Source organism: Brachyspira pilosicoli (assembly GCF_008016535.1).
GTDB classification, from domain to species: Bacteria; Spirochaetota; Brachyspiria; order Brachyspirales; family Brachyspiraceae; genus Brachyspira; species Brachyspira pilosicoli_A.
This window is the reverse complement of record NZ_SAXY01000012.1, coordinates 1-19693: the sequence shown is the minus strand read 5'-3', so window position 1 is coordinate 19693 and position 19693 is coordinate 1. Positions and strand designations below refer to the sequence as shown.

General features: G+C 26.6%; 20 protein-coding genes and 1 pseudogene. 13 read left to right on the top strand and 8 right to left on the bottom strand.

Going from position 1 to position 19693, the window contains the following annotated elements:
* Nucleotides 1–7: 7 nt before the first annotated feature.
* The 4 genes from dxr to EPJ72_RS01520 all read right to left on the bottom strand — a co-directional run bounded on the left by dxr (nucleotide 8) and on the right by EPJ72_RS01520 (nucleotide 4992).
* Nucleotides 8–1162 carry a 1-deoxy-D-xylulose-5-phosphate reductoisomerase gene (gene dxr, locus EPJ72_RS01535; RefSeq protein WP_147730512.1) on the bottom strand — a complete coding sequence of 385 codons (1155 nt, stop codon included), beginning with the start codon at nucleotides 1160–1162 and terminating at the stop codon, nucleotides 8–10.
* Between the two features lie 8 nt (nucleotides 1163–1170).
* Nucleotides 1171–2760 carry an ABC transporter permease/substrate-binding protein gene (locus EPJ72_RS01530; protein WP_147730511.1) on the bottom strand — a complete coding sequence of 530 codons (1590 nt, stop codon included), beginning with the start codon at nucleotides 2758–2760 and terminating at the stop codon, nucleotides 1171–1173.
* Between the two features lie 2 nt (nucleotides 2761–2762).
* Complete coding sequence (locus EPJ72_RS01525; protein ID WP_147730510.1) at nucleotides 2763–3794, bottom strand: ABC transporter ATP-binding protein; 1032 nt, start codon at nucleotides 3792–3794, stop codon at nucleotides 2763–2765.
* A 388-nt stretch (nucleotides 3795–4182) separates the two neighbouring features.
* A complete protein-coding gene (locus EPJ72_RS01520; RefSeq protein WP_147730509.1) occupies nucleotides 4183–4992 on the bottom strand; it encodes an ATP-binding protein in 810 nt (269 codons plus the stop codon).
* A gap of 160 nt (nucleotides 4993–5152) precedes the next feature.
* Between EPJ72_RS01520 and EPJ72_RS01515 the strand changes: the two genes are divergently transcribed.
* Nucleotides 5153–5794 (top strand): Crp/Fnr family transcriptional regulator, encoded by a 642-nt coding sequence (locus EPJ72_RS01515; protein ID WP_147730508.1) that lies wholly within the window; start codon nucleotides 5153–5155, stop codon nucleotides 5792–5794.
* 4 nt (nucleotides 5795–5798) lie between these two features.
* On the opposite strand, the gene EPJ72_RS01510 is transcribed toward EPJ72_RS01515, so the two are convergent.
* Complete coding sequence (locus EPJ72_RS01510) at nucleotides 5799–6239, bottom strand: RrF2 family transcriptional regulator (protein WP_147730507.1); 441 nt, start codon at nucleotides 6237–6239, stop codon at nucleotides 5799–5801.
* A 155-nt stretch (nucleotides 6240–6394) separates the two neighbouring features.
* On the opposite strand from EPJ72_RS01510, the pseudogene EPJ72_RS01505 reads away from it, so the two are divergent.
* Both EPJ72_RS01505 and EPJ72_RS01500 read left to right on the top strand, forming a co-directional pair.
* A pseudogene (locus EPJ72_RS01505) lies at nucleotides 6395–7332 on the top strand (ATP-binding protein).
* Between the two features lie 240 nt (nucleotides 7333–7572).
* Nucleotides 7573–8553 (top strand): Gfo/Idh/MocA family protein, encoded by a 981-nt coding sequence (locus tag EPJ72_RS01500; RefSeq protein WP_147730506.1) that lies wholly within the window; start codon nucleotides 7573–7575, stop codon nucleotides 8551–8553.
* Nucleotides 8554–8738: 185 nt separating this feature from the next.
* Here EPJ72_RS01500 and EPJ72_RS01495 read toward each other — a convergent pair whose 3' ends face one another.
* From EPJ72_RS01495 to EPJ72_RS01485, 3 genes are read right to left on the bottom strand one after another with little or no spacing between them, the layout of a single operon-like run.
* Nucleotides 8739–9341 (bottom strand): DUF1318 domain-containing protein, encoded by a 603-nt coding sequence (locus tag EPJ72_RS01495; protein WP_147730505.1) that lies wholly within the window; start codon nucleotides 9339–9341, stop codon nucleotides 8739–8741.
* Between the two features lie 9 nt (nucleotides 9342–9350).
* Entirely contained in the window at nucleotides 9351–12602 is a 3252-nt protein-coding gene (locus EPJ72_RS01490; protein WP_147730504.1) for an AsmA family protein, read from the bottom strand.
* A 2-nt stretch (nucleotides 12603–12604) separates the two neighbouring features.
* Nucleotides 12605–14134, bottom strand: coding sequence for a peptidase (locus EPJ72_RS01485; protein WP_147730503.1), 1530 nt, complete (start codon nucleotides 14132–14134; stop codon nucleotides 12605–12607).
* An 891-nt stretch (nucleotides 14135–15025) separates the two neighbouring features.
* Between EPJ72_RS01485 and EPJ72_RS01475 the strand changes: the two genes are divergently transcribed.
* From EPJ72_RS01475 to EPJ72_RS01430, 10 genes are all read left to right on the top strand, one after another.
* On the top strand, nucleotides 15026–15394 hold the full coding sequence (locus EPJ72_RS01475; protein ID WP_147730502.1) for a hypothetical protein: 369 nt from the start codon (nucleotides 15026–15028) through the stop codon (nucleotides 15392–15394).
* Nucleotides 15384–16334 (top strand): hypothetical protein, encoded by a 951-nt coding sequence (locus EPJ72_RS01470; protein ID WP_147730501.1) that lies wholly within the window; start codon nucleotides 15384–15386, stop codon nucleotides 16332–16334. The genes EPJ72_RS01475 and EPJ72_RS01470 overlap by 11 nt, the downstream gene beginning before the upstream one ends.
* On the top strand, nucleotides 16300–17160 hold the full coding sequence (locus EPJ72_RS01465; RefSeq protein WP_147730500.1) for an ATP-binding protein: 861 nt from the start codon (nucleotides 16300–16302) through the stop codon (nucleotides 17158–17160). Before EPJ72_RS01470 ends, EPJ72_RS01465 begins: the two co-directional genes overlap by 35 nt.
* A gap of 56 nt (nucleotides 17161–17216) precedes the next feature.
* Nucleotides 17217–17543 carry a hypothetical protein gene (locus EPJ72_RS01460; RefSeq protein ID WP_147730499.1) on the top strand — a complete coding sequence of 109 codons (327 nt, stop codon included), beginning with the start codon at nucleotides 17217–17219 and terminating at the stop codon, nucleotides 17541–17543.
* Nucleotides 17544–17545: 2 nt separating this feature from the next.
* A complete protein-coding gene (locus tag EPJ72_RS01455) occupies nucleotides 17546–17824 on the top strand; it encodes a hypothetical protein (protein ID WP_147730498.1) in 279 nt (92 codons plus the stop codon).
* Nucleotides 17825–17881: 57 nt separating this feature from the next.
* On the top strand, nucleotides 17882–18145 hold the full coding sequence (locus EPJ72_RS01450; protein WP_147730497.1) for an HNH endonuclease signature motif containing protein: 264 nt from the start codon (nucleotides 17882–17884) through the stop codon (nucleotides 18143–18145).
* 30 nt (nucleotides 18146–18175) lie between these two features.
* Nucleotides 18176–18415 (top strand): hypothetical protein, encoded by a 240-nt coding sequence (locus EPJ72_RS01445; protein WP_147730496.1) that lies wholly within the window; start codon nucleotides 18176–18178, stop codon nucleotides 18413–18415.
* A gap of 117 nt (nucleotides 18416–18532) precedes the next feature.
* Nucleotides 18533–18802: a hypothetical protein gene (locus EPJ72_RS01440; RefSeq protein WP_147730495.1), complete on the top strand. Its 270-nt coding sequence runs from the start codon at nucleotides 18533–18535 to the stop codon at nucleotides 18800–18802.
* A gap of 151 nt (nucleotides 18803–18953) precedes the next feature.
* On the top strand, nucleotides 18954–19397 hold the full coding sequence (locus tag EPJ72_RS01435) for a hypothetical protein (RefSeq protein WP_147730494.1): 444 nt from the start codon (nucleotides 18954–18956) through the stop codon (nucleotides 19395–19397).
* Nucleotides 19398–19405: 8 nt separating this feature from the next.
* The gene (locus tag EPJ72_RS01430; protein WP_147730493.1) at nucleotides 19406–19597 is read left to right on the top strand and encodes a hypothetical protein; all 192 of its coding nucleotides are present in this window, start codon (nucleotides 19406–19408) and stop codon (nucleotides 19595–19597) included.
* Nucleotides 19598–19693 lie beyond the last annotated feature (96 nt).

Below are 19693 nucleotides of genomic sequence, written 5' to 3'. Positions count from 1 at the left end.
AATTTGCTCACATATGTTTTATAGTTTCTATTAATTTTAAAGTTTCTTTTCTTGTTTCATTGTCAATTTTTATAATATTTTCTACAGTAAGCGGTATGTGATCAACATTTATTTTTACCATTCTTTCTACTATATCAAATATTTCTGTAAATCTTATTTTTCTCTCCAAAAAAGAATACACGCATACTTCATTAGCAGCGTTTAATATGCAAGGATATAAGCCTCCTTTTTTACCGCACTCATATGCAAGTTTAAGCATAATAAATTTATTAAAATCCATCTTATAAAAATTAATCTCGCTATGTTCATAAAGTTTTAATTTTTCAAAAGGTGTATTTTTTACTTCTGGGTAGGTGAGGGCATGTTGTATGGGAAGACGCATATCATTTTTACCAATCTGAGCATAAATCTCTCCATCTACAAACTCAACCATAGAATGTATCAAACTTTGAGGGTGTATTATAGTTTCTATTTTCTCATAATCTAAATTAAATAAATGATGGGCTTCTATTACTTCAAAACCCTTATTCATCATAGTGGCACTATCTATTGTAATTTTTCCGCCCATATTCCAAGTTGGGTGTTTTAATGCCATTTCTACTGTAACATTTTTTAACTCTTCTTTTGGAGTTCTAAAGAAAGGTCCTCCAGATGCTGTTATTATTACTTTGGATATTGGTACATTTTTAAAATGATTTAATATTTGAAAGATTGCAGAATGTTCGCTGTCTATAGGTACTAATTTAGCATTATGTTTTTTTAATAAATCATTAATTATATCTCCCCCTACAACTAATGTTTCTTTATTTGCTAATGCTACAACTTTAGATTTTTTTATTGCTTCTATTGTTGGAAGAAAACCAGAATATCCTACTAAAGCATTTACTAGTATATCAAAATCAATATCTTTTACGAAATCAGCTATGCTTCCTTCATGAATGTTAACATTGATATTAAATTTTTTGAAATTCTCTAATGCTTCCTGAGAAGATATATGCACATATTTTGGCTTGAATTTTATACATTCTTCTTTTAAAACATCAATTTTTGTATTTGTAGTAATTCCTACTATTTCAAAGTCATTATAAAAATGTTCTATTACCGAGCAAGTATTTACTCCTATAGAACCTGTAGCACCAAGTATAAGAACTCTTTTTTTCATTGATTTTATTATTCCTTTATTAGATTATTTTTTATAAGAAACTCTCTAGCAACTATTCTAGGGTCTTTTTGTAACTCATCTACTTGATAGTTTAATTCTATCATAATATTTTCATTTAATAATACGCCCAATCTATTTAATAACCCTCTTAATTCTTTATATTTTTTTAATGTGCTTTCACGCATTAATGGTACAGGATAATATGGCGGGAATAAGTTTTTATCATCTTTTAATGTAACAAGAGAAAACTTTTTAAGTAATCCGTCAGTAGAGAATGCAGTTATTATATCTACTTCTTTATTATTAATGGCTATGTATCTAGGAGCATCATCTATTGCTGTATATGATTTAAAGTTTAATGAATAAAGATTAGTAAGGCCTATAATTCCGTCTTTTCTATTCATAAACTCTATAGTACCGCAAAAATTTAATCTGTTATCAGCTATTCTTAAGTCACTTATATTTTTGAGATTATACCTTTTTTTTGTATCTTCTCTTATGGCAAGCACATAAGTATTATTGAAATAAAAAGGCTCTAATACTTCTATTTTATTCTTCTCTTTTAATTCTTTTTTTACAGTATCATAAACAAATTGAACATCATTTGTTGGAGTATATTTAAGCACACTAGAATACATAGTTCCAGTATAATCTACATATAAATCTATATCTCCTCTTTCTAATGCCCCAAATACTATCTGTGTTCCTCCTAAAGCTAATTTTCGGTTAACTTTTATATCGGTATTACTTTCTATTAAATCAGATATCATATTGCCCAAAATAAGCTGTTCTGTAAACATTAATGAACCTACAGTTATAGTTTTGATATTTTTTTTGTTATTATTTATTATCTGTAATGATGCAATTAATATTATTACAAGAACGACAGTATATATTATTTTTTTCTCTTTTTTTCTTTGTAAATATATTTCTCTTGTATTGATTAAAGTATTAGTTTGCAAGCTAATAGGTGTTACTAATCTCTCTATAATAGAAAATATATAATCTACAAATAAAGCTAATAAACATGCAGGAATAGCTCCGGCAAGTATTTGAAAATTGTTTATAGTTCTTATTCCAGAAAATACCAAATAACCTAAACCTCCAGCACCGATATATGCCGCTATAGTCATTAGTCCGACAGCAGTAACAGCTGATACTCTTATACCTGCCATTATTACAGGAAGTGATAAAGGTATTTGTATTTTAAATAGTCTTTGCATTTTTGTGAGTCCAATTCCTTTAGCAGCTTCCATTATTTGCGGGCTTATGTTTGAAAGGCCAGTGTATGTATTTTTTATTATAGGCAGAAGTGAATAGAGTATTACCATAGCTATAGCAGGGGCAGAACCTATACCTAACAATGGTATAGCTATTCCTAATAATGCCATGCTAGGTATAGCTTGAACTATATTAGCAAAACCTAAAATTGGCTTGTTTAACTTTTGCACATATTTAACTAATATTCCTAATGGTACCCCTAAAACTATTGCAAGTAATACAGAAAATACAGTTAATCTAATATGCTGTATTAGTAAAGTTAATATTTCATTTCTTTGTTCTAGTATGTAATTTAAAAATTCAAATACTATTTTCAATATTATACCTCACTTTTTTCTTTATCATAAAGGAACTTTTTGTTTAAAATATAAACTAATTCATCTTTAGTGATTATCCCTATTACTTTATTTTTATCATCTATTACATATAAACTCTCTTTTTTAGTTTCATCAAATATTTGTAATATTGTTGATATATTTTCTTCTTCTTTAATTTTTATAGAATCTCTATATTTATAAGCATTAGTGATATGTTTAAATATTTTAGTTATATTACTATCATTATCTTTTATATTATCTTCTATAGCAAGCATTATATTTTTAGCTCTTATATATTCAGGATTATCCCAAATCTTGTTTTTACCAACAAAAGATTCTACATATTCATTTGCAGGTTCTTTTAATATTTTTTCAGGTATATCATATTGTAATATTTCACCATCTTTCATTAAGCATATTTTATCTGATAATTTTATAGCTTCATCCATATCATGTGTAACAAATACTATAGTTTTTTTTAGTTTAGATTGCATATTCAAAAGTTCATTTTGTAAATCATTTCTTGTAATAGGATCTAAAGCACTAAAAGGTTCATCCATAAGTATAATATCTGGATTATTTGCAAATGCCCTAGCAACTCCAACTCTTTGCTGTTGTCCGCCGCTTAATTCATAAGGATATCTATCTAAATACTCTTCAGGATTTAATGAAACCATCTCCATTAATTCTAAAGTTTTTTTGTATATATCATCTGTTTTTATTTTTTCAATTTTTGGTATGATTTCTATGTTTTCTTTTATAGTCATATGAGGAAATAAGCCTGTTTGTTGTATAACATAACCTATATTTCTTCTAAGTTTTATTGGATCTTTATCGTATATGTTTTCGTTATTTATATATATCTTACCGCTTGTAGGTTTTATTAATCTATTTATCATTTTTAGGAGAGTAGTTTTGCCGCAGCCGCTTGAACCTATTATTGATACAAATTCGCCTTGTTCTATGTTTAAAGAAACAGATTTTAAAACTATATTGTTTTTATATTTTTTAGTGATATTCTCTATATTTATCATAGCTACCCCAAAAAATAATTCTGCATTATAAACAATATAATAATATAATATTTTGTTATTATTTCAAGTGTTTTATAATTAAATGGCTATTGGCAGTATATACTAAAAATTCTTAAGTTTGTCAATTTTTTTTGTTGTTCTTTTTCCCGCCGCAAAAAGAACCAAAAAGTGCAAATATAAAATTAGTATTAAATCATACTAATAATCCTTAAAATATAGGATAAAATATATATTTTAACTAAAAAATAGCCTTTTTGCTTCTTTGTGGCAACAAAAGAAGTGGGGTCTGGGGCAAAGCCCCAGATATAAAACAAAATACAATTTTAATTTTTGACAAATTATAATTGTTTAGGTATAATAACCATTTAATTATCTTTATAGATTTATTTTAAATTATTTCTCCGTCTATGGATATAGTATATTCTTTGATGATGATATTTTTATTTGCTTTTTTAAGAGCCGCTTCCACTATCATTTCAACACCTCCGCAGCAAGGCACTTCCATACGTACTATTGTAATAGATTTTATATTTTTTGTTTTAAATATATTAGCAAGTTTTTCTATATATGAATCTATGTCGCTGTCAAGTTTAGGACATAACATCATAAGCACTTTGCCTTTTAAGAATTTTGAATGGAAATTCGCATAAGTAAAAGGAACACAATCTGCACTAATAAGCAAATCTATATCATTAAGATAGGAAGCATTTGGATTCATAAGTTTTAATTGTATAGGCCAATTTCTTAACTCGGAATACATTTCTATATTGTTGTTGGATGTAGGCATTTTATCTCTCATATCTCTTTGCATACTTCCGGGACATCCGCAAGGTTTGTTTTCTTCCATGTTAGGTACCTCCAAATTATTATCTTTTAAATATTTTATAGCTTCATTAAAAAGTGTATCTTCTCCATGCTCTTTTAAATGTTTAAGATGAGCCTTTATTACATTAGCACCACCTTTAACAATATTTGCCATTACTTTTTCTTCATTATATTCTTCTGCTTCTCTCTCTTCTATAGTCATGGCATTTTCCGGACATTTTTTTATGCAAGCTCCAAGCCCATCACAAAACAAATCGCTTATAAGTCTTGCTTTTCCGTCTATTATCTGCAAAGCTCCCTCAGGACAATCAGGTATGCATTCTCCGCAGCCTGTGCATTTATCTTCATCTATTTTTATTATTCTTCTTTTCATTTTACTTAAACTCCTATTTATAAAAGTTATTAATTGTTTTTATAATACTATTTTTTATAAAAAACTCAGTTGCTATGGCAACTAACTAATATTGATTTTTTTAATAAAAAATACTATATTAGTTACTATATAATTGAGAGTTTATTTTAGGAATTATCTTATGGAAGAATATATAGATATAATATTAAAATCAAGTTTATTTAATAATATAAATAGAGATAATATTCTTAATATAATTAATAGTTTTGGGTATCAAAATAAATCATATAAAAAAGGAAATACAATTATAGATATAGGAGATTATATAGAGCATATTTATTTAATATTAGATGGTATGGTAGAAGTTTCCAAAGAATATGATGATGCTAGAAAAAATATAGTTAATATATTAAATGCAGGAGATATTTTTGCTGAATCTTTTGCATTATCTACAAATAAAATTTCTACAATACAAGCATTATCTTTTACCAATACTAAAATATTAAAAATCAATACCAATAATATTTTTAATAATGCAATTTTTTTGCAAAATCTCATAAAAGTTTTATCTGATAAAAATATATTTCTCTCTATAAAAAATGATATATTAAGTCAAAAAAGTTTAAGAAGCAAAATAATGCTTTATTTAAAATATATGTCTAATATACAAAAATCTAACAACATAGTAATACCATATAATAGAGATAAATTAGCAGAGTTTATATCTTCAGACAGAAGTGCATTATCAAGAGAATTAAACAGACTATCAAAGGAAAAAATAATAAAATTAGAAGGCAACAAAATAACAATTTTAAAACATTAAAGGATTATTTATTCATAAAGTCTGAATGCTTCTTTCTTTTTCTTACTTCATCAACTATTTTTTTGATAGTGATTTTGGATAATGATTTTTCAAAGTCTTCTTTTACGCTATTAAACTCTTCTCCAAGTACATCAAACGTAGCACAACCCACCGGGCAAACATGATTAGGATGATGAAAGCTAAATAGTCCTCTCTCTTCTTCCGTGAATACTGCTTTATATATTGATAGCAATGTTATATCTTTTTCATCTTTTATAAGTTTGCTTCCATTTTTAATGGTTTCAACTATTTTAGCATCTTGAAGTTTTAATAGAATTCTTCTTGTTAGAGAGGGATTCGTTTTTACGCTTTTAGCAAGCAGATGAGAAGTAGTGCCTTCATTTTCAAAAAAGGCTATGCATAAAACTATATGTGTTGCAACTGATAATTTAGTGTTAATCTTCATAATATTATAATAAATTTAATAAGCATAATAGTCAATAGTTTTTTATTTTTAGCATTGTAACTATTTTGGTAACAATCTTTTGTTTAAAAACTATTGATATAATATTGAAAGTGCTGTATAAATTTTTTAAAATGAATAAATAAAGAGGAGAAAAAATGAATAAACTTTTTTTAATTTTATCACTAGCAGTATTTGCAATTTCTTGTTTAAATAATTCTGGAGATGGTACAAGTAAAGCTAACAGCAGCACTTCAGGGGCTCAATATGTAAAAAAAGCTGTTGGTATTAATGTCGAAGGATTAGCAGCCCTGAGAGTGTTAAGTTTAGAAATGGTAAATTATACATAGCAAATTTAGGTGACCCTAATGCTCCTAAAGACGGATTTATTATTGTTGCTAATGAAGATGGTTCTAATCCTCAAAAACTTTTTGAAGGTGAGTTAGATAGTCCTAAAGGTTTTTCTTTCTTAACTGATGATATTATTATTATTCCTGATCAAGTTAATGATAGCTCTATGACAGGTAATTTAGTATTAGCTAATGTTAAAGAAAATAAAATAATTACTAAACTTCCTATATAAGGTTCTAAATTCTTAAATGATACAGTAGTTATAGACCCTACAACAGTAGCTTTAACTGATACAGGTGCTTCTACAGTTCATTTTGTAAAAGTAGATAATAACTCAGCTTTATCTATTGCTTCATCAGTAACAGGAGTAGTTGGTGCTAATGGTATATTATTAGACAATGGAGTATTATATATAGCAGGCAGCACATTTGGAGGAGATGCTAACGGAGGAGATATTTATACTTTAAATATAGATGCTACAGGCTTAACTAAATGGACAGCTTCGAGATTGGGTGCTGGGGCTTTAGATGGTATAGCTATTGCTAATGGTAAATTATATGTTTCTGATTGGGGTGAAAATGGTGCTAATAATAATGCTTGTATTTATGTGTTTGATTTAAATACTAAAGAACAAGTTGAAAAAATTGAAGGTTCTTTGTCTGGTGTTGCTGATATAGATTTGGTTAATAATGTTATATATATACCTGAACTTTCTACAAGCTTAATTAAAAAAGTACAGCTATAAGTTATAGTACACATAAATATAGAGGTGCATCTTTTTAGGTGCATCTTTTTTGTATATAAATAGTTTAATAATTGTAATTAAATTATTTTTTATTTATATTTTTGAATATTGATTAAGTATATTATATGAATAAATTTAAAAATTATAATATGATTAAAAAACTTATAAAAATAATTTTCTTGACAATATAATAAATAATAATATTATCTTTCTATAAGCATTTTATAAGAGGTTTTTATAATGAAAAAAATTAATATAGGTTTTATAGGGGCAGGTTCTATAGCTAAAAAAATGGCTAAGACTATTGCAAAAATTAAAGATGTAGAATCTTATGCCGTGAGTGCAAGAGATATAAAAAGAAGTAAGCTATTTGCTAAGGAATATGGATTTAAAAAGTTTTATGGTTCTTATGAAGAGATGGTTAAAGATGAAAATGTAGATTTAGTTTATATAGCAACACCTCATTCTCATCATTATGAGCATATAAAATTGTGTCTTAATAATAATAAAAATGTTTTATGCGAAAAGGCTTTTACTGTCAATACAAAACAAGCTAGAGATGTTATTTTACTTGCCAAAAAGAAAAAACTTTTACTTGCTGAGGCTATTTGTACTAGATATATGCCAAGCAGAGAAATAATTAACGAAACTATAAAAAGTGGTATCATAGGTAAAGTAAGTTCTCTAACAGCAAATTTAGGCTATGTTGTAAATAAAAAAGAAAGATTGATAGAGCCGGAATTAGCAGGAGGGGCTTTGCTTGATGTTGGAGTTTATACTATCAATTTCGCTCTTATGGTATTTGGAAATAAAATAAAAAAAATAGATTCTACTTGCGTGAAAACTAAAAAAGGAGTAGATGAACAAAACTCTATTACGCTTACTTTTGATGACGGCAAAATGGCTGTATTAAACAGCACTATGTCAGCACTAACAAATAGGGAAGGTGTTATTAATGGAGATAAAGGTTATATTGTTGTAAAAAATATCAATAACCCAGAAAGTATAACAGTTTATTCATTAGACAGAAAAATTATAAAAACTATTAAAATTCCAAAACAAATAAGCGGTTATGAATATGAAGTTATTTCTTGTGCAGATGCTATTAGAAATAAAAAGTTAGAATGTAAAGAGATGCCGCATGAAGATATTATAAGAGTTATGAATATAATGGATACTTTAAGGAGAAGTTGGAAGATAAAATATCCTTGTGAAAAGTAAATAGAGTTGTTTAAAAACTAAATTAATAAATATTTGTATTGTTTTTGATTTAATATTTAGTATATAAAATATGATTAGTATTACTTTCTTAACTTGCACTTTTTAGTTCTTTTGACGAAGTCCGCACCGCGAGCTGCAGGAAAAAGAACAATAGAATTTTTATAAACTTAATTTTTTAGCTAATATTAATTAGAGTTTGTGTATAAAGTCCAACTATTATCTGGCAGCTGATAGTAGCTGTTATTTACAAGACGCTCTATATTTCTCTTATAAAGTGCAGCTTCTACTTCTTTTATATTAGACATTGTAAGTTTTGGGTCTGATAATATTAAATATTCCGCTATAATCTTTCTATCAGCATTTTCTTTTTCCATTATCTCTTTTATATATTCTATTCTAGTTTCTCCATATTGAACTTCAGGCTCTGTAACATCAAAAGCTATATATGATAAATATCCGCTATTGTTCTCACCAATATAGGCATTGGTTTTATAAAGGTTAATCTCATCTTGATTAAACATACTTCTAATTAAAGCTTCTTTATATTCTGCAGCTACTTCATCAGAAACATTTGTACTCACCATTATTAGGCTTAAATCTTTATCAGTTGAAAGAGTAGAAATCTGATAAGCACTCTCATCAATCTGTCTATATCTTCCTAAAACCTGTGCCTCTATCAAAGTTTTTCCTCCCAAAACTCTCATCTCAGGCTCTTGAACTAATATTAGTTTAGAACAGCTAGTAAAAATCATTGATATAAAAATACAAAATATTAAATGCTTTTTCATAAAATCTCCTTAATTTCCGCCTTCTAAGTAAGATATAACATCAGAAAAAGGCATAGGCTCAAGACCAAATTTATCGCCTTCAAATGCTATTAGTTGCTGTTTTTGCTGACTAGGTTTATCTAAATTTTGGTCTCTAAAGTAGAATGTTGTAAACACTTTATTTGCAGATATACTAAACTCTACAGAATTAGGGTCATAACCAAATTGAACAATATTTTCAACTGTAGATATGCCGGGGTTAATAGGTCGTATCATTTCTATTAAGAATTTAGAAAACTCTGTAGACATTTTACTAATACCTACAAAGAATGTAGTAGGTCTTATATTATTAAGAGGGCTAATTCCAACTCCTGCAATATCTGCTGTTAAATTAACCAACAATTTTTCATCATTAATTTTATCTCTATTTTCTGGAGGAAGCAAATATTTAAAGTTAATATCACTTGCAAGCATTCTCATATCATATTTTATAGTGCTAGTATCAAAGCTTCCCAAATCAACATTAAGCCAAGGCAAGTTTATAGCCCCCCTTCTAGGTGCTGTGTTATTTGATATAGATGCTAAAAATAAATTATCATCAAACTTCTCTCCACCAATGTATAGTGATGATTTCAAATCTTGTATTGTAAGTCCATGTCCTTGTACTCTCACAGAAGAAGAAAAATCCATTATCCTAATACTGTCATCTATAAAAGGAGGTATTTTTAAATATACTCTAAGCTGGTCAATAAATAAATTTGGTACTTGGCTTGTTAGAGGGTTATATCTTGCAGCAGTTGAAACCGTCTGATTTTTATTAGGAGTTAAATCAAAATGATAATCTATATTAGAATCCAAACCTTTTAATAATATAGACATTTTATCTGGGGAATCCATATTAGCAAAGAAATTATCAGCAATCAAATCTCCATCAGCAATATTATTTTTTAAATTTCCTATTATGCTTAAAAGCCCTCCAATCTCAATTCCAAAAGGCAAATATAAACTATCAGTATCTAAACCAACCTCATAATTTAAATTAGCATTTTTTAGCACAGGTGAAAAATATCCATCAACTCTCACCTTCAAATTATTAGTAGGACTATCTATATTAAACTTTCTTATATTAGCATATAAGTTCTCACCAAAATTAACATCAGCATCAACTTTCATAGTAACATCTTGAAGCTTATACTGCTTTTCTGTTACATAAACAGTTGTATAATTTGTAACGCTCGCAAATGTATCTTCTAAAGACAAATTATAAGCAATAGCACTTGTTAGCTTAACATCATCTTCAAAAGGAAGTCCGTCTACTAACTCAGCAAACTTTGTAGAAAGCCAATTTTTCATAGCATAAGGAGCAATTCTTAAAGTATGCACATTAACAAAACCGCTTTTTAACCCCATACCTTGTAAATTTAAATAAGACTTAAAATTAAAGAAATTACCCAAATCAATATTAAACTCAGAAACATTAATATCCTGTGAAATAATATTGGCATTAGCAAGCATATTAATATTAGCCTTTGTAGTAGAAGAAACCTCACCATTTAAATTGTAAGAGAAATTATTTATTATTCCTTTCAAATTAAGGTCTATATCGCTTAATAGCTTACCAAAAATATTAGCATCTAAGTTTAATGAACCTCTCGCAATACCTCCGCTAAAATCAGCTACTGGAAGAGATGTAACATTCAATTTTAAATCTGTAGGCTCATCAAAACGTACAATCCCTTTAAGTAAAATACTAGAGTTTCCATATTTAGCAGAAATATCATCTATATAAACAACAGCATCGCTTTTTTTATTAGGGTCATTTATTACAGTAGCTATAGAAGTAAGTCCGTTTAATGAAGAATCCACCCTCAATGCCGCATTAGCATTATTAAATCTATATCTTCTTAAAGCAGTTGCTCTCTCTATTGTGAGTTTATTATCAACAGCTACTTGTATTTCTGGATTAATAATTAAATCTACTACAGTTGTAGAATTAAGATTATTTATAGATATAGTTTTTTGCATATCAAAATTGATATTCTTCATAGCTATAGTAAGTTTATTGTTAAGATTATTAATAGTGCCTGTAGTTTTATCAGCATCAACATTCAAAAGCCCATTCATGTTTATACCTAATGCTGGAACAAACATAGAAGTTAAACTATTTAATTTTCCTAAATCAAGCCTTGCATAAAAAGTATTTAAATCAATTCCTATATTGTCATTAAATATATTTGCTGCAGATGCTATTACTTTTAATATTTCATCATTCAAAAGCTCTGATGAAATATTATCTATAAATACGCTTTGAGTTTTTATGTTATATCTTGCAAGCAAATTAAATGCTAATTGCATATCATCTTTTTTAATTCCATTATATCTTAAATTTGGCTCGCTCACTTCAAAATCAAATACAATTTTTATCTCATCTTCATTAAGATAAGATATATCCAAATTAAATAATGGTTCATCTTTGAAATTTAAAGCAGAATTATTATAAACTAAATCATTACTTATAAAACTTTTTATATTAAGTTTTTTTAGAACCTCAGGAGCAGAAACTCCCATTACTTTAGACAAAGAAAATCTTTTAGTATTTAAATCTAAATGCAAATTAAAATTATTTAAACTTGCAAAAAGTCCGCTGTTATTTGTAACATAAGATAAACTATCAGCACTAAATGATAAATTATTAATTCTAATATTTTCTATATCAGCTTTTAATTTTAGAAAATCTAATTTAGTAAAATCAAAAGGCTCTTTGTTTGTGTCTTCAATCTTTGGCTCTGAAGGCGGCATATCTGGAAGATTCCAATTTCCTGCCTCATCGGTAAACATATTAACATACAAATTGTCTATGCTTAATTCTTTTATATGAAGCCTTAAAAAAAATAATTGAAATAATGAAAACCTTAATCTTAAATTATCTAAACTTATATTTTCTGCTTCATTAAAATTTGTAGAATTATAAAGAATTACATTGCTTGCTTCTATCTTAGGAAAGAGCAGTCCATAACTAAATTTTTCTATTACTAATTTTCTGTTTAGAGAAGAATATACTACATTCTCTACTATAGTCTTTACCCTATCATTATTTAAATATATCCTAACCCCAATTAAAGCTATAATTAAAACACAAATTATTATTAAAGGAATATATCTCTTTTTAAATCTTCTTTTTTTAGAATTATTTTCTTTAGTATTATTTTCTAAATATGATTCTTTATTTTCAGATGAATCTTTTTTTATATTTTTTTTCTTAAAAATATCCTTTATACCCATAATTAATATTCACCATAATTAGTATATTCTTGTATTATATCATTATCTTCACTATTATAATGATAATACTCTGCATTATAATCTTCATCTTTTAGTATAATATAATTATTAGTTTCTTCATTTTTATATTCTGTTTGATTATCATTATTAACACTGCCGCTATATCCATTATTGTAAAAGCCGTCACTATTATTATAGAAACTATCATCATAATCATTGCTATAATAATCATTAAGGTAATTTAAATCCTCATAATAGCCGCTAATTTCATTGGATATAGCCATACTAAACTCATAATTTCTAATATTAGAACTGCCCTTCACCCATTTCTCTTTAGTGGTATCTCTCTCAAAAATCAAATAATATTTTCCTTGTTTTAAGCTAGTAATATACTCATCATCATTTTGAGGCATAGTAGCTATTATTCCTTCATTTTCATTAGATATTCTTAAATTAATAGCCTGAGAATCTATCAAAAAATAAGATAATTTTATACTTGATTGTATCGGAACATTAAATGTATAATAATCTCTGTCATAAGAATAATCTATAGCACCCTTATAAGTTTTATTAAACTCTAAATTTTGTGCTTGTGTATATTTATTATTAGGTTCATCTTCAGTATATTTATCATAAGGTTTAGCTAATACACTTACCCTATATGGTATATTTAATACAGCCCTCTCAGACACCAAAACAAAATAATATGACATATAAGGATATAACACTAACTTATCCACAGTTTCTCCATCACCAACATTATTAAGGTCATAATTGGCAATAAAGTTTCCCATATTGTCATATAATCTTATACTAGCATCAACAGAAGGAACTCCAGAAAGCTCTATAGATATAGAATAAGCATTAAAAGAACTGTTTGTAACTTTATAAGAATCTATTTCCATGTTTTTTAAATCTCCAGAATATAACTTAGGGTTAAAAATTTGGCTATAATATCCATCTATAGTATAGAGTCTATTTTCACTATTAACATCTATTATCTGCGACCTAGATATTATATCATTAGGCTCTTTTTCATCAGTTTCATTATATTCTCTTTTTTTAAGAACAAAGCTATATTCAGTGTCATCATTTTTTGATTCTATAACTATATAATATTTGTTTTCTTCAGTATTTTCTGATGGTCTAAAATAAATACCTTTCATAACCTGAGAAGAATATACTTCACCTTTATCATTAGTTTGAATAGTATAAACTCTAGTGTTTTCATTTGTATTCTCAAACTCACTTATCACTTTAACAATATTAGTTTTATAGTTGCATAAAGTCATAGTAATAGCTTTATCGCCTAGATTAGATATATCAAAATCAATAATCTCTTCTTTATTAACATTGAAATAATAATAATCCTTTTGACCTCTAACAATACTTCCTTTTATACCATCTTTGGATATGAGCTGAGAATTTTCAAAAGTATTATTATTACCATTTTTATCTTCTAAGCGATGATTATTTTTATTGCATGAAAGTATGCTTAACAAAATAAGAAAAAAATAAATAAACCTAAACATTTATACCTTTTTAATATAATAATATAAAATGATTATATATCATTTAAAATAAAAAGATATAGCCAAATATCCAATAATTAACTATAGTTTTTATAAAGAAAATTAATAAATATTTGTATTGTTTTTGATTTAATATTTAGTATGTAAAATATGATTAGTATTACTTTCTTAACTTGCACTTTTTGCAACTTTGACGAAGTCCGCACAGCGACCGAAGGAAGTGCCTGTGGGTGCGAAGGCGGGAAAAAGTTGAATAAAACATATATTAATATAAAAAAATTATTTGTTTAAATTAATATATTTGCAGGGCTTTGCCCCCTGCGAAGCGTGCCCGTAGGGTAGCACCCCACTTCTTTTGTTGCCACAAAGAAGCAAAAAGGCTGCATTTTATAAAATCTACATTTAGGTGTAGGTTAAATTTTAGATGTTATATTACATCAAAGATATATTGTAAAATATAAAGTTGTAGTATTTGCACTTTTTGCAACTTTTTGCGGCGGGAAAAAGTTGAATAAAAATAAGAACATAAATTAAAACAACATAAATATTTATTTCAACGAATTTAAAAAGAGTATGGGAAGCGGTACAAGGTTCAAAAATCTTATTTATCAACAAATTAAAAAATCTAAGATGTCTTAAAAACATTTTAGATTTTAATCAAAAACAATCATTAAAAATCTCGAAAATAAAATCAGATAAAAAGTTTGGCATCAACTTTTATAATAAAAAACAGAATATATTTTATCAATTAGCATTCCTGCTAAAAAATATCAAAAACAAATGCAGTAGAAATTTATTTAAATCTTTAACATCACTCTTTGATGTCATAATATTTATTACTGCAGAAGGAGGAGTATTTTTAAATAATATGGTTATGGGGGGAAGTTTAAAATGATAGTTCAAAAAAGAGGAATAAAAGAATTATTAAAATATATAATAAAAAAAATATTTAATAAAAAAGATTTATTACACTTTGAAGAAGAGCATGCATCAAATAATATCATCAGAAGAAAACTTTATGAGCATATTCATAATACAAGTTTTGGAAACATAAAATTAATAAAATTAAGATATGAGATTTTATATACAGAATATTCAAGAATAAAAAAAATTAATCTTCAAAAAATGGCAAAAAATAGAAACATAAAAACTATAGAAATGGCGATTGAGCTTGATAAGAATAACAACACAAGTCATATTAATAACTTGTATGAATTAGCAAAAAAATTATTTCCAGAGGTAGAAAAAAATGCAAACTGAGAACAATAAAACAGAAGTGAAAAATGAATACTTAATAGCAACGTTTGGCGATGCTATGCTTGAGAGAGGTTTTACATCGATACCTAATACATTAATTTATTATAGAAAAAGATTAGGACTTACAGCAAGTGAGTTTGAGTTTATAATAGCTATAATAAGTTTAAGCTGGAAGAAAGAAAAAGAAATCAGAGATAAAGAAATTAACCCAACATCAACTATTTATACAAGACAAAGACAAAGCCTATATGCTAAGGGGTATCTAACTTTTTCAAGCAGAAATGTTTATAAAGAAGGTAAATTTGCAGGAACAGGAACTGTATATAATTTATCAGGATTAAAAAAAGCTATAGAGATGCTTGTTGAAGAAGATAGAGCTATAAGAAATATGGATGCTCCTGTAGAGCAGAAATATGATGAGCCTAGCTTATTCGGAGATGATATAAACACAGAACCATTGCAGCCGCATAAATTAATCAAAGAGGAAAAAGAAAAACCTGAAGAAGAAAAAACTCCAGAAGAAAAAGAAGAAGACAAAAAGAAAAATGAGTTTTTAGAAAAATATAACGAGCTTCATAAAGAATTATTAGGTTGTAGAATAAGATATGGAGTTCATATTACATATACCAAGTTTTTAATTGATATATTTAAAAATCGTGTGCATGATAACTTTGATGAAGCCTTGTCAATTGTAAAGTTTAACTTCTTAAAATTACCATTAAATAAAAGATACTCATTAAAACTTCAGGATTTATTAAGAATGGCTTTGTGTCAAAAAAATGAAAGTAATAACAATAATACCAACAAAGGAAATCAAAAATCGGAAGAAGATAAAAAATATACAATACCAAGCGGAATTGAAAAATTAGAGTTTTTATTAAAAGAAATAGAAAGAGGAGGAAGTATTGATGAAGCGTATTCTAAAATTGCAAATTGCGGATAGCAGCTACTGTTTGCAAAACTATAAGAAATATTTAGAAGAATTGAAAAAAATAGCAAGAGATGGAAAAGACCCAAATTGCAAAAAATGTGATGAAGATGGATTTAAAAAAGTTTCTCAGTCATCAATATTTTCAGGAAGAAAAGTTTTTTTACCTGAGATGTGCGATTGTGTTAAAAATGAAAAAACTGAAATATCTAATAAATTAGATGAGCTTGAAAAAATTAGAATTAAATATAACGAGATATTTAATTCTTTAGATATGGACATGACATTAGATATTTTTGCAAATAGGTTTAACAATCAAAAGCTAGTAGATACAATTAAAAAATATTTAGAATTAGGAAGTATGAGTTCTCTATATCTTGAAGGGAAAAGCGGAACAGGTAAAACAACAATGCTTAAAATGTTATGGCAAATATATGCCATTAATAATATCAAGGTATTGTATATAGAAGCATCTAATTTTGAAGATATGCATAAAAACCTATTTAATAAAAATGCTCAGGACAGAGATTTAAAATTAAGCATAGATTCAAAAATAGAAAATGTAAAGTTTGCAGACATTATAATGATTGATGATGTTGACAGTGTAGGCTTTCATTATGCAGCAGAAGGCTATTATAAATTATTTGATAAAATAAGAGCATTAGAAAAAACTGTTATTATTACATCAAATAAAAATTACTGCAGTTTGATGAATAGCTTAAATATAAAAACAAGAAAAGATAACATTGAGGAAATCAAAGGAAGACTGACAAGCAGATTATTAAACTTAAATATTATAGAACTTAAAATGCAAAAGGTTAAAGAATTAATAACAGCTTAAATAGTCAAAATAACATAATGACTATTTTTATAAGATTTTATTAATAAGGTATATGTATGCTAAAATTAATGGTTTTCAGTATTAATACTAAAAAGTATTTTGTATTGGGATGTTTTGAATTAGAGAAGTTTTTGAAACATCTTGGCGAACCGTCTTATTCTAATTTAATAACAAAGGAATTAAAAGAGCTGCTAAAAAGTTATGATCCAGATTATAAAGAATCTAATTGGGATGTAAAGTTTTCTAACTGGTTAAAAAGTTTGGAAGTGGGAGATTATTTATGTATGTACGATGGTTGGATTACAGATTATAAAGTTATGGATGATATAAGAAAACAATATATAGAGCAATTAAAAAATAAAATTAATAAAAAGGGAGAATAAAAATGTCATTTTTAGAACAAATGCTAACACATTACAATCAAACTAAATTGGCTATTTTAGAAGGAGTGTCAAATAAAATAGCCTCCGAATATCCAGAGTTAAAAGATACTATGGGTATTAAAAGAAACAGATTAGAAATTAATAGTAATTTATGCTGTTGTTATATAGATATAGAAAATGAAACATTCAAGATATGTATTGATGGGCAAACTCCATATTGCTATGAAGACCTTGAATCTGTATTAGTAGATATTGGAGAGCAAATAGCTGCTAATGAATAATAGTATGTTAATAACTTGTCAACAATGTTGATAACTTGTTAATAAGATGTTTATAAAATGAGAAGTGATGAAAAAGCATATAAAAGATACAAAAGCAAAAAATGGCGTGCATTTAGAAAAGAGTTTTTAGATAAAAATCCTCTTTGTAAAAACTTTAATGAATGCCATAGTTTTGCAGAACATGTGGATCATATAAAAAGAATAGAAAGTGAAGATGATAAATTATTTTATGATGAAAGTAATTTGCAGGCATTATGCAAAAGATGCCATTCCAGAAAAACCGCAAAAGAAGACGGAGGTTTTGGTAATGCTAAAAAATAAAGTTTATATACATAATAAAAGGAGTTTATTATGAAAAGAAATAATTCTCAAAATCCATATATCTATTTAGAAATAGATAAAGCTGCTAATAGGATAAGAATAGAAGATTTTAAAATTAATACTTCTATGTTCATCTTATTATTAGCAGAGCTTTTAATTACTTTTTGTAAAAGAAAAAAGAAGAATACTACACAAATAGTAGAGACTATAGTTAAAACTATATATAAAAAATATGCGTTAGAAAAGAATGATGATAAAAAAGAACTGTAAAGATTGCATATATTGTTTAGAAATAAAATCATCTTATTTCTGTAAGCATAAAAAAGATATTATAGCAAATATAAATAATATCTGTAAAAAATATAAATTAAATAAAAAGATGGAAAAATGAGAGAACTAAACATTATAGAAGACAAAGGACTTTTTGGTATAACTTTTAAGTCTGATGATAAAGAAGAAGCTAATACCGTTATGAAAGCTATACAGAGATTTATATTAACGAGAGACAATATATTAAATAATAAAAAAGATTATTCAAGATACCCGCTTGAAGGTGCAAGCAAAAATGTATATCTTGATTTATTTTCTAATGAAAGATTAATAGAATGTTATAATAATGATGAGTTAGAACAAGGATATAAAAAATCTATTAAATAAAAGAGAAATATTTGATTTATCACTTCCTGTAAAAGAAACAAAAAAATCTAAAAAAGAGATTAAAGAAAAAACTTCAAATAATAAACAAGATGACTATAGAGAACATGAGTTTCATAAGAAAATAGAAGAGATAAAAAACGGTAGAGATATAATGGTACTTACTGATGAAGAGCTTGAAAAAATAGCCTTATTGGAAAGTCAATTAGCAGCTATATATAAATATTCTGAAACAGCAAAACATATTTTACAAGGCAGGAAGTTTAATAAAAGCCGTAAACTTGAAGATAATATAACCAAAGGAAGAAGACTTTCAGAACTTACTCTTGAAGAATTGGAAAAGTTAAAAGAAGTAACAATGCTTGATAGATATAAAGAAGATATAGAAAAAGAAATTGATAAAAGAAAAAAAGAATCATTTGAAGAACAATTACAAAAAGATAACTCAATAATCTCTTTTAGTGAAGAAGAAGAAGAAGCACATTATAAAATAGATGAAGATCCATTGAGTTCAGATAGCGATATAAATAGGTGGGATTTTGATAATGATGGGGATAAAGCAGATGAAGAGGGCAATAAACTGCTTTTTGATGATTAAGGCTATAAATGAAAGATACAATTATTTTATTTGATAATACCAAAGATGATAAATGCACTGTACGAATAAAAGGCAATTATGATGATATATTGAATGCTTATGCAACACTAATATATCAAACATCTATAAAGACTAATAAAAAACCTCAAGATATTGTCTTGGATATATTAGACTTGTTTCAAAAGTCATTTTTTAACTGATAATTATATATTGATGCTAATATAAAAAATCTTGTATTTAACTTTTGTAAATGATTTCGATATCGAGTAGAAAGTATTTTATATCGTTTGAGAACT

Coding starts and splice junctions, on each gene's coding strand:
- EPJ72_RS01445 (WP_147730496.1), top strand. CDS start 18,176: ATGAAAAGAAATAATTCTCAAAATCCATATATCTATTTAGAAATAGAT.
- EPJ72_RS01475 (WP_147730502.1), top strand. CDS start 15,026: ATGATAGTTCAAAAAAGAGGAATAAAAGAATTATTAAAATATATAATA.
- EPJ72_RS01470 (WP_147730501.1), top strand. CDS start 15,384: ATGCAAACTGAGAACAATAAAACAGAAGTGAAAAATGAATACTTAATA.
- EPJ72_RS01440 (WP_147730495.1), top strand. CDS start 18,533: ATGAGAGAACTAAACATTATAGAAGACAAAGGACTTTTTGGTATAACT.
- EPJ72_RS01515 (WP_147730508.1), top strand. CDS start 5,153: ATGGAAGAATATATAGATATAATATTAAAATCAAGTTTATTTAATAAT.
- EPJ72_RS01465 (WP_147730500.1), top strand. CDS start 16,300: ATGAAGCGTATTCTAAAATTGCAAATTGCGGATAGCAGCTACTGTTTG.
- EPJ72_RS01435 (WP_147730494.1), top strand. CDS start 18,954: ATGGTACTTACTGATGAAGAGCTTGAAAAAATAGCCTTATTGGAAAGT.
- EPJ72_RS01485 (WP_147730503.1), bottom strand. CDS start 14,134: ATGTTTAGGTTTATTTATTTTTTTCTTATTTTGTTAAGCATACTTTCA.
- EPJ72_RS01460 (WP_147730499.1), top strand. CDS start 17,217: ATGCTAAAATTAATGGTTTTCAGTATTAATACTAAAAAGTATTTTGTA.
- dxr (WP_147730512.1), bottom strand. CDS start 1,162: ATGAAAAAAAGAGTTCTTATACTTGGTGCTACAGGTTCTATAGGAGTA.
- EPJ72_RS01525 (WP_147730510.1), bottom strand. CDS start 3,794: ATGATAAATATAGAGAATATCACTAAAAAATATAAAAACAATATAGTT.
- EPJ72_RS01450 (WP_147730497.1), top strand. CDS start 17,882: ATGAGAAGTGATGAAAAAGCATATAAAAGATACAAAAGCAAAAAATGG.
- EPJ72_RS01490 (WP_147730504.1), bottom strand. CDS start 12,602: ATGGGTATAAAGGATATTTTTAAGAAAAAAAATATAAAAAAAGATTCA.
- EPJ72_RS01495 (WP_147730505.1), bottom strand. CDS start 9,341: ATGAAAAAGCATTTAATATTTTGTATTTTTATATCAATGATTTTTACT.
- EPJ72_RS01455 (WP_147730498.1), top strand. CDS start 17,546: ATGTCATTTTTAGAACAAATGCTAACACATTACAATCAAACTAAATTG.
- EPJ72_RS01500 (WP_147730506.1), top strand. CDS start 7,573: ATGAAAAAAATTAATATAGGTTTTATAGGGGCAGGTTCTATAGCTAAA.
- EPJ72_RS01430 (WP_147730493.1), top strand. CDS start 19,406: ATGAAAGATACAATTATTTTATTTGATAATACCAAAGATGATAAATGC.
- EPJ72_RS01510 (WP_147730507.1), bottom strand. CDS start 6,239: ATGAAGATTAACACTAAATTATCAGTTGCAACACATATAGTTTTATGC.
- EPJ72_RS01520 (WP_147730509.1), bottom strand. CDS start 4,992: ATGAAAAGAAGAATAATAAAAATAGATGAAGATAAATGCACAGGCTGC.